This is a genomic window from Acaryochloris sp. IP29b_bin.137, from assembly GCF_028285745.1.
Lineage (GTDB): Bacteria > Cyanobacteriota > Cyanobacteriia > Thermosynechococcales > Thermosynechococcaceae > Acaryochloris.
In genome coordinates this window covers 1-9,322 of sequence record NZ_JANQOP010000058.1, presented here as the reverse complement: position 1 = coordinate 9,322, position 9,322 = coordinate 1, and the positions used below count along the sequence as shown (strand labels likewise).

The 9,322-nt window shown below is 43.3% G+C and carries 5 protein-coding genes and 2 pseudogenes; 2 read left to right on the top strand and 5 right to left on the bottom strand.

The genetic code is table 11. From position 1 onward, the window contains the following. Positions 1-538: pseudogene (locus Q0991_RS04605) on the top strand (hypothetical protein); the annotation flags it as partial. 689 nt (positions 539-1,227) lie between these two features. Here Q0991_RS04605 and Q0991_RS04600 read toward each other — a convergent pair. From Q0991_RS04600 to Q0991_RS04590, 3 genes are all read right to left on the bottom strand, one after another. Then, entirely contained in the window at positions 1,228-3,645 is a 2,418-nt protein-coding gene (locus Q0991_RS04600; RefSeq protein ID WP_299485944.1) for a lipoxygenase family protein, read from the bottom strand. Between the two features lie 205 nt (positions 3,646-3,850). Next, complete coding sequence (locus tag Q0991_RS04595; protein ID WP_299485943.1) at positions 3,851-4,129, bottom strand: hypothetical protein; 279 nt, start codon at positions 4,127-4,129, stop codon at positions 3,851-3,853. A 389-nt stretch (positions 4,130-4,518) separates the two neighbouring features. Next, positions 4,519-5,529, bottom strand: a complete 1,011-nt coding sequence (locus Q0991_RS04590; protein ID WP_299485941.1) for an NAD-dependent epimerase/dehydratase family protein — start codon at positions 5,527-5,529, stop codon at positions 4,519-4,521. A gap of 1,012 nt (positions 5,530-6,541) precedes the next feature. On the opposite strand from Q0991_RS04590, the gene Q0991_RS04585 reads away from it, so the two are divergent. Next, the gene (locus Q0991_RS04585; RefSeq protein ID WP_299485938.1) at positions 6,542-7,906 is read left to right on the top strand and encodes a tetratricopeptide repeat protein; all 1,365 of its coding nucleotides are present in this window, start codon (positions 6,542-6,544) and stop codon (positions 7,904-7,906) included. Between the two features lie 174 nt (positions 7,907-8,080). On the opposite strand, the gene Q0991_RS04580 is transcribed toward Q0991_RS04585, so the two are convergent. Next, positions 8,081-9,028 (bottom strand): glycosyltransferase family 4 protein, encoded by a 948-nt coding sequence (locus tag Q0991_RS04580; protein ID WP_299485936.1) that lies wholly within the window; start codon positions 9,026-9,028, stop codon positions 8,081-8,083. A gap of 204 nt (positions 9,029-9,232) precedes the next feature. Beyond that, a pseudogene (locus tag Q0991_RS04575) lies at positions 9,233-9,322 on the bottom strand (IS1 family transposase); the annotation flags it as partial.

Here is a 9,322-nt window from a genome sequence, read left to right as displayed (position 1 = left end):
TGATAAATTCTTTTCGCTTTATGAAGACAAAATCAAATTAGACTGGAAAGAAATTTATTACTTCTCCAAAGATTTAGAAAACCATAGCGTTCCATTTGTTCCTCCATCCATCGCAGATGGAGAACAGTATGTTGATAATAATGAAGTCAGCGCCGAAAGACCTGCGAATCAAAAGGCAATTAGTCCAATCACAGAAACGATGACTCATCCTGGTGAACAGGATATCCAGAACCTCAAACAAGCCTGTGCTTATGCGATTTATCATGCAACGATTTGGCATGATTGGCGCAATGATAATCAAGCTAATTATGGTGGAGAAATTGATTATGCTCGCCTAGCAATTGATTATTCTGTTGAAGATGCCGCATTTCAGTTGTTTATCGTCAATATTCTAGTCGACGTCAAACATGGATATTTAACCAAGAATGAAGAAAATGATATTCCAAGAGAATTTATTGCAATCCTCAAGAGAGAATGGCAAAACTTTGAAGCACTGGGATATAATTTGCGGGATTTAAGATCGCGGATCAATATCTAGAATTTAGATATATCTCAGCCCTAATGCCTCAATCTATAACCTTTTTGTCGCAGATTAGATAGAGAGTTAGGGCTGAGAACTGTAGTATTATCTATGAATAAAAACGACCAGCTTGACTTTGTATCTAGCTTGAGACTGTAGTGTTCTTCTTATATGTTTGGGTAACGATCGAAGAGAACTATTGTTGTGAGATTTGGCCCAGAATTTAAAGCCATTTTCTTGCTTCTGACCTCGTTCTTTGGGGTATTCATAGGATAGAAGTCGGCTTGAGCACCAAACTAGACAGGATAAAATAAAGACCAAAGAAGTACCCAAGAATATTTGCAGGATACTTGTCTTTTGATCTCCTATAAAAGATCTATAGATGTCATGGGTTTGAGGGATAAATGCAAATAATATAAAACTGATGAACCCAAATAGGGTCGGTATCCATAAATGTAAAGCTGCGTCTCTAAAGGCAATAAATGGATGCTTTATATGATGTTCATATTTTTCGATCAAGTTGTGCGAAAAGTTTCCATCTTGTGCTGAATGCCTTATGGATTTATGGAAAGGTTTTTTTAGAGCCTTATCAGCCTGATCACCTCAACCAGGAGTCTTGTTGAATCCTGGTTGAGTATGTTTGCTAGCTACTGTTCAGCTCGCTCAATCTTTAGGCCAAGATGGTGAAAGTGTACGTAGCATCGACCTTAGATATTGGTGCTCATCATGAGGTTGGCAAGGGGAATGCCTGGCTCAATGAGCTGCCGCTGTTGCCAAAGTAAGTTTTTAAGGGCTGTCGGCCCCACATCCATGATGGGGTTGTAGCGGACATGGGAAAGCGTCCATAAGAGTGTGACTTGCCTAGCCTCTCGCTGGGCTACGAGCTGGGGATTATAGGCTGGATGATGGGTATCCCAGAGGCCAATCGTACCATAGCTGGCATCGCCACCGTCCTCATACTGCTTGTTATTGACCCACGAATGGAAGAAAGAGCTGAGGTAAATAACGTATACACAAAGCTGCTGTAAATCCTCACTATTCTGAACCGCTAGAGTTCCCAGTTTTGGTTTGAGGATTGAGTGAGTAACGAGATCGTGGGACATCGCTTTAATCTCAGACCAGTGGGCATCAATCCCAGCCTGATGCTCTTGAAAGAATTCACGGACATATTGTTTTAAGAGAGTCCACATTGCGATCGCAGCCGGATCATAGTGATTATTCAGCACCCGATCAGGCAGCGCCTGACAGTAAGGGGTCCAACGATAGCTGAGATAACTGATTTCGTCTTTCAGCACATCATCCACCCCTTCAGGTGTTAAAGATGAGGCTTCTGGAATAAAGCCCGTTGGTCCACTGATGAGGTTAGCCCCCAATTTATTGATATTGATCAGACCCTCTAGGTGTGGCTCCAATAAGAGGCGAATAGGATTGTTAACCACATTGCGGTAGTAAGCCATCGCATACTGATCCAGGTTCATATGAGTCCGCCCTAGGTGTGATTGAATTTCCTGGAACACGAACTCCGCACAGCGAAACAGTCGTTTACTCCATTCCCAATTCTCATCACCGGGGCACTGAGTCTCAGTTTGGCCGTTGAGCGTAAATTCAATCGAATGAGGATGCAAATATTGCCCACTGAAGTTGAACCGAGCAGAAATTCTTGAAGGTAAGATACCTGCTGGTTCCACAGCATGTTTGCTGCAGTCATAGCACACCTGATACTGCCAGGGCTGCCCGTGTACCCGATTTAATTTGCCAGGGTTAAAGCCATTGAGGCGACGCTCCACAAAGAAATCATCGCTGAACTTATCCAACCGAGTGCGGGTCAAATTGGGCGGCATATAAGAGACAACACTCGGTCCCATCACATCCAATACTCCCGCAATTCCCAATTCAGGCAACGCAGGATCCAATTTTTGATTGGGAATGAGCTTGAGACCAAAGTTGGCCCAGTAGCGTGGTTTGGGCTGGACTCTTGCGGGTAAAGGCTTCGTGTTATCGAAACTAGGGGTTTTCCCGTTTCCGTAAGGGTATTGCTCAGTAAGCGGGGGCTGGTGACCACTGCCCCAATCCACAAGGCTTGAGCTAGGGGTTTGATATTTACGCATATTGGCAGAGATTTGATAGACAACAGAGCGTAAATGGTTGACAGAGGCGGTTTCACGAGCTGACTGAGCTAAAATCAGGCTCAACTCTGGCGGCGCATTATAGGGGTTAAATTCCAGAGGTTCGGCTAGCTCGTCAGGCAAAATACTGTCTAAGTCCAGCACGGCAACATCATGGAACGGATAATCTGCTTCTTCCCAAGGAATTGTGCAATCTTTGGCTTTTTCATTGGCCTCAACATCATCAGAGACAGACTGAAGCTGGATTTGCAGCAGATAGCTGACCCCTGTGCTTCGCACCTGTTGGCGAAACTCGTCTTGCAGATAAGTCTCGGCACGGGTATCACTGGCGACGCGGGGTAAGAAATCTAAAGGCAGCTTCACGTCCTCGGGATTGAGCCACCCCGTATCTGCAGATGGATGATGGCGATTAACCAGACGATATCTGAGGAAAAAAGACTGCTGATCTAGGCTGGTGAAGCTGTAGGTGGTCTCAGAATAGTAGTGAAGTTGAGTATAAGAATCTGGATCGCGGATAATTTCATGGAAGATGGGTGCAATTTTGGGAAATTCCTTAAGCATGGCTGCTCGCGCTGTCATGGAACTGGCCACCCAGCGAGCAAAAGAAAGCGCCTCCCCCAGAATAAAAGAGCGTCCAGTGCTCATCAGGATATCGACAATCCCTTCATCTAGCTTTAGTGCAGATAGTGGAGCATGGGCATCCCCCGACAGGATCCTGACAGTCGCGCCGCGCCCATCCAGAATCGCATCATCACGGAACCCTTTGATGTTGGCATGGCGCAATAAGACCGGATATTGTTTGCCAGCACTAAACGTCTTGTGCTTGGGGATATCTAGTGTGTCTAGAACCTTCAATACTCCTTTAGCAATCGTGCCGTAAGAGTGGGTAGCCCGTCGCCCTTTAACCTGTGCTGTACGGCCAAAAGCGCGGGCAATATTTGAGATCAGTTTCTTGAACTCATCATCAACATGTTGAGTGCGCGGATCACGACTATCCATAGTCAATCTCCTTCAGGATTTTGTATCTAAATTTAGGAAGATAGTGAGAACATCAAGCAACCTGAATAATCAGGCAACGGACCTTGATGCAAGCTAATTAGAGTTTTACAATTTGTGATTTATCTGTTATCTATTTAGGCAAAACAGATATCTAGATAGCTACTAGTGAAAAATATTTTCATGACCTTAGTAAGGCTTAAAAGGATTAAATTTTCTCATCGCTAATCTTTACGGCAGATTCCATTAACTGATTGAGTTTGTCCAAGCTGTTTTTTAAAGAACTATCTGGAGAGGCTTGATCCAACATTGAGTTAATTGAATTGATATGCGATTCTATTTCGTTCCCTAAGTCTGATTCCAATCGCTTAATCGTTCCACCAAACATGAACCATATCTTTTGAGCAGGCGCAAAGAAATTATCTTTTGCTTTTTGGTAATCTTCTACTAAAACCATCAATGCAGATAGCTGGAGTAGATCTCGCATCACCTGGATCGACTTGCGTCGAAAGGCAACTTTCTGTTCTACAGGAAGTGAATCTACAGTTGGCATTATAAATCTCCAGAGTAAAGAACTTGGGAAGCTAGAAAATTCATATTCCTAAAACTAGAACTATTAATTACATCTATTCCTTTCATATTTAACATCATCCTAATAATTATTATTTATGCCATTCTTAATACTTTTTTATCTTTGCATAAGTCCGTATCTCCAAGTCGAGCAAGAGGCTTTTTCTAGAGTAAAGAAATACATGATATTGCAATTGGTGATTCATCAATAGATGTGCACTTAGTGGGCCAGTTTAGAGGAAAGTCATACTAGGATTGACAAAGGCTATGTGATCCGACCGATCGTCGATAACAGGGAATAGAAAGTTAGTTTGCCTCCTTTTCCTTCATCCAGCGAATGCTATCAGTAATTGTGTCGTTCAGCGGTCGGGGTTCCCAACCTAGATCGTGTTGTGCCAACTTTGTGTCATACCACGAATAACGGTTCCAGAGTGCCAGCATGCTTCTAGAAAGCGGTGTAAACTGCTCGAGTATCGTGACCACAGGAAAGACGACCCAGGAAGGAATTTGGATAAACCTACTAGGCGGTTGAAAGCCAGTGATTGTAGCAACAAGCTTAATCAGTTGCTCAGGTAATATATTCTCGCCACAGAGGAGATATCGCTGACCATGACGTCCCCGCTCTGCAGCGCGAATTGCTCCTTCGGCATAGTCACGAACATCAAGAATCCCGCCTCCTCCGGGAATACTAAGCCCAATTTTGCCGTGAAGTCTTCCTAGAAGTCCCAACAGATTGTTGGCTGGGGCTCCTATAAAATCCTCTGGTCCCATCACCAAAGAAGGATTTACTGCTACGACTATCGGACGATCAGGTCCCTCTTCTGCTGTAAGAGCCTCTAGCTCAGCTGTTCGTCGAGAAAGAGCGTATGGAAGATCAATCTTAAAGTTATCCCAATCAGCCATCTCATCAAGAGGCTGAGGCTCATAGTTGAGACCCACAGTCAAGGCGCTGCTGTTGAATACAAATCGCTTTACCTTGGCTTTAGTGGCAGCCTTCAGCATATTACGAGTCCCTTCGACGTTTACCTTATGCATCTGCTTTTCAGCCTCTGGACCACTACCCAGACTGATCTCGAACTCCATATGAAAGACTGTATCAATCCCTTCACAAACTTTTTGTAAGAGTTGAAGGTCTTCAATGCTTCCTCTGTAAATTTCACCTACCTGAAGATTTTTAAATCCAAATTTCTGATCTAAATCTCCTTCAGAAATATTTTGACTTACTAATACTCTTGGTCGAATATTTCGTTTGTTAAGTAGTTTAATAATGTGGTATCCAAGAAAATTTTCAGCGCCTGTGATTAAGATTTTATTCATATGAAGCTGTCCTTCTATAAGTTATATTTTCTAGAATAGATCTATCAATTTTGCTATGGAGAACTTATATGCTGCAATTGCTAATGATACAGCTCTGTAGAGAAAAGCTCAGACAAGAATGTCATTTCTGTGATCATAATTTGATACTTATCTGCTTTATCTTTACTAGATTTTATTTCAGTTGCTGACGTTCAGCTTTCAAGATTGATATATCCATATAATTGAAAAAGTAAATATTAATTATGGAGTCTTGGTTTGCATAAGCTTTAAATCATCAAAATATAATATCTATTTTTGAATTTATATTTCCTGACATCAAAAGATGCTCTCTTTTGAGTGTGCTTATCCAGCAGAGATTATACGTTGCCCTATTTCTCTTGTCTTAAAATTATTCCAGATATACTAAATAAATTATATTTATTTGTATTTTTCATTGCGAATATAAACAGTCATTTTATATTGATTATTGTTAATTTCTGTCATACTCATTCAGAGCTATAGTTGTGGTTGGAGTATTTTCTATCTATACATCAGAGCTTTAGATTTGCTGATTTATAGAAGCTTAATTCTACTCGATATAGCACTTTTGGATATGCAAGACATCCACTTTCCTTTCGCTTTATAATAAGACAAGATAATTAGTGTATTGGCTATTTATTAATTAGATTTGTATGCTCTCACTGTGCTAGAGACTGATGATTCCTTCAGTGATAGATGCACTAGAAAAAAGTGATCTCAATCATGCAAAATAATTCAGGAATTTATAGACTTAATAGAAGTTAAAGACTGCGAGCCATATGCAAAAAAACTTTACATTCCCCCTTCTGGAACTGATAGCTAGAAACTGCTCATCAAAGATATTTCAAGAAGGTATAGAAGGATTTAAATCACCTCTCCTTAAAATAAAAAGAGAGATCGATTTGCTTAAAAGAATGCATGACTTTTAGTCTTTAACCTGATAGCTTTGCAGCTGCTCGATTGTGGTTGCCGTTATTGAGTGGGGAATTATTAGATGTACACTAAGCCTTTGCCTGTTGATGAAACCGAACAGTCGTCAGCGTTCAACCAATTACTCAACCAGTATCGAGTGAGTTTGCAAATCTTTGATCGCCCAAAGGCTAAATTCAGACCGGAAGAAATTCTCAATCTTTTGACCTGCCGGGATCAAATCCAGGTTTTTTTGGCTGAGCGATCGCAACTCAGTTCTCAGCAGCTATTGCACCTGGCCGATTTAGATTGCTATCTGAAAAAATATGAAGTCTTGATTGCGACTCATCTTGACTTAGCGGCTTGGCAACAGTTGGTTAATCCACCTCAAACCTCTTGGTGGTGGTTTCTCAGGGCTCCAGAGCCCAGGCATTGGTGGAACGAATATGATTGGTTATTCAATGCCGGAACACTGGTGGTATTGACCATCTCGGCCAGTTTAATTACCGATACCGCTACCCGCCTATTCTCGGGTGGCATTGACTTGGGCTCGACGCTAGTGATTTCAGGACAAAGCTTATTGGCCTTGCTCGCGGGAGGAGGCGCCTTAACACAAGCAGGACGTCAAGCCTATGAACGCATTCTCAGTCGACTACGGATCAATAAGCGCTATTGGCAAGAAGCAAGTTTTACATTTGCCCTGATCCTGGTGTTAGGTTTGGCAGGGATCCATTCTGCATTGCCTGGATTTGCTGAGACAGCCAACCGGAATGGCGAAGCTCACTATCAAAATGGCAAGTTAGACAGTGCTCGCAAAGACTTTAATCGGGCAATTGCGTTGAAGCCAGACTTTCCCAAGGCTCATTTCAATTTGGCATTGGTCCATGAAGATTTGCAGCAGATTGAAGAAGCGAAAGCCCAGTACCAGCTTGTGGTGACTCAAAAAGACCTTTTGAACTGTAATACAGCCAATGCTGAACATTGCGATGATCTGACGATTTGGCTACAGGCCCATAACAACTTGGCTGAGTTGAATATTGTGGATGAAAACTACGGTGAGGCAGCACCCCTCTTACAAGCGGGGTTACGCAAGTTAGAGCAAAACGGAAATGGAGAAACGCCTGAGGTGACGCGGCTCAAATACAACCTCCTCAAAAATTTAGGATGGGCTCGGTTAAATCAAGAGTTCTTCACGGAGGCCGAGAAACATCTTCAGCAGGCCGCCCGTATCGAGCCTGATGCTCCCGATCCCTTCTGTATGTTGGCTAAATTATCGGAAGCGAAGCAAGAGAACCAAAAAGCGTTGCTAGCCTGGAATAAGTGTCTCACCAAAGCCCAGCAAAATCCGATTGTGTTGGAAACACAACCAGAAGTGAATCAATGGGTTGCTCAAGCTCAAGAACGACTAGCTGCAGCTAGACAGAAAAAGGAAGGGAAAGCCAAATCCTAGTCGTTCTCCGAGAAAATAGTGACGAGCTTATAGGACTTGAAGGCATTGCTCTAAGTGCAAATCTAAACGGTTACTTTAATTTTGTTGGCAGCTGATAGAGGTTGGGTAAGAGCGGAATCTGAGGAGTATCTTGCCTCTCTTTTTGGCTGAATCTAACGTGCTCAATACAATTGTTCAGTCATTAGAATGACTAAGGGGTTGCTGACGAGTACTAAGGTATCGTTCCGCAACGAGAATTGCGATCGCAACCCCGATCAAACTGCTCCAAGCCCCCCAGCCTCCATAGCCATAGATCAGCAGGGCCAATCCAACCGTTGCTCCCACATACACAGCGGCCACCCTGCCGTGACTCCAACCTGCTTGATGGAGCCGCTGATAGATATGGCTGCGGTGGGCTTTGAAAATATTCTCGCCCCGAATCGCTCGACAAAACAGCGTGTAAATGGCGTCCCCGGTGATGGGCAAGGTAATTGCCAAAGCGGCCCAACTTTGTTCGACGCTACCCGTCTGGTTTAATAGAGCAATCGCCATCACCGCCCCCAGAAAGGTGCTGCCCACATCGCCCATAAAAATTTTGGCAGGCGACCAATTCCAATAGAGGAAGCCCACCAACGCCGAAACTAGCAGCCAGAGAACAGGTTCTTGGGACCAAACGGCCATAAAGCCTAACTGAATCGCGCTAACCCCAGCCACTAGTCCATCCATACCATCCATAAAGTTATAGAAATTGATCAAAGCAGTCAGGCCAATAATGGTGGTGGCAATCTCAATCCACCAACCCAATGCCCCTAACTGATTAAGCCAAGGTTGCAAGAAGGGTCCGCATTGAATTACTATCAACGCTCCGACGCTGATTTGCCCAATGTAGCGAATCCCTGCCGGGAGCGTTTTCCAGTCATCTATAAAACCAATAACTATGAGCGGGAGAAGAGAAAGCCAGACCCATAAAGAGGCGGTTGCGAATGTTTCGCCAATACTCTGATTGACGGGAATCATCAGAAAAAAAGCGATAATAAAGCCCAATCCACCACCTCGTGGAATAGGCTGAGTGTGGGAACTACGCTTATTGGGTAGATCTAGCAGCTGTGCCTTGAAGTTCTGACTAATCGCACCTACACTCATCCAGCTAATCATCAGGCAAAGAGTGCAAACAATCCACATAAATCTTCAAATAGTCTGAATAGAGCAGCTTTTAGAATTATAGAAACATCAAGTTCTTTCCTCGTAAGGCTTCAAGCTGAGTTAATACTTCCACAATCATGCCATCTGCCTTAGCATCTCACTAGCATTGAACACAAGCTAGAAGGTTTAAAATCTGATTGTGCGTCAACAAAGTGTGGAATAAGTGGCTAAGTCTTGCCATTCCCAAGGATGCTCCGTCAGTCCAGCACGTTGGGCAGCCGTGTTCTTAAATCG